Below are 766 nucleotides of genomic sequence, written 5' to 3'. Positions count from 1 at the left end.
CCAGGACAACTTAGGAAATCTCATTACTGACCTAGTACTTCAAATTCTTTCGTGGCTTGCTGAAGAAGAACGAACAAAAATAAAAACCAGACAGCAAGAAGGAATTCAATTAGCTAAAATACAGGGAAAACATCTTGGAAGACCGAAGACAGAAATTACAGATGAATTTATCACTGCTTATAACGCTTGGAAAACAGGTGCAATATCCGCTGTTGAAGCAATGAAACAAGCGAATCTATCAAAAACTACATTTTACCGCCTTGTAAAGAAATATGAAAAAAAATGAAAAGCGTTTGAATCAAACTATTTAAGGGGGATATTATGAAAAAAATTTGATTAGGGAGCATCACCTTATGTTTTTTATTAATTGGAAATAAAAGTAAGCCTAATGCTCAAAGTTACATGTATCTCGGCTGTATCCCTATATATGATGATAGTCAAGAAATGTGGGAGTTCAATACCTACCAAACAAATTTAGAAACAGGAAATGCTTCACAAATTGATTCGAAAAAACTTTCTCTAGAAAAAGGTACAGAGTATGTACAAAATAATTTTTGAAGTTTCTCACCTAGAAGTTTGAAAACAACTTTCTCAACACCAATAAATGCAATCTAGATATAGCCGATATACGTTTAATTTATTTTAGAGTTAGATACACGTATACAAATCCCAATTTACGAGGTCTAAAAATGAAAAAATTTATTCTAAAAACTCTTTTTAAAAAAGAATTATCCTTAATTCATAATAACTACCAACGACAAGTATT

At 31.1% G+C, this 766-nt stretch carries 1 protein-coding gene; it reads left to right on the top strand.

Annotation, left to right across the window (positions count from 1 at the left end):
- Window positions 1-286 (top strand): recombinase family protein (locus BPMYX0001_RS28910; protein WP_033799579.1); only part of this gene is annotated, 286 nt, incomplete at its 5' end.
- Between the last annotated feature and the right edge of the window lie 480 nt (window positions 287-766).

Source organism: Bacillus pseudomycoides DSM 12442 (assembly GCF_000161455.1).
Taxonomy (GTDB): Bacteria; Bacillota; Bacilli; order Bacillales; family Bacillaceae_G; genus Bacillus_A; species Bacillus_A pseudomycoides.
The sequence above is the reverse complement of the archived record's forward strand: the minus strand, read 5'-3'. Positions and strand labels throughout refer to the sequence as shown.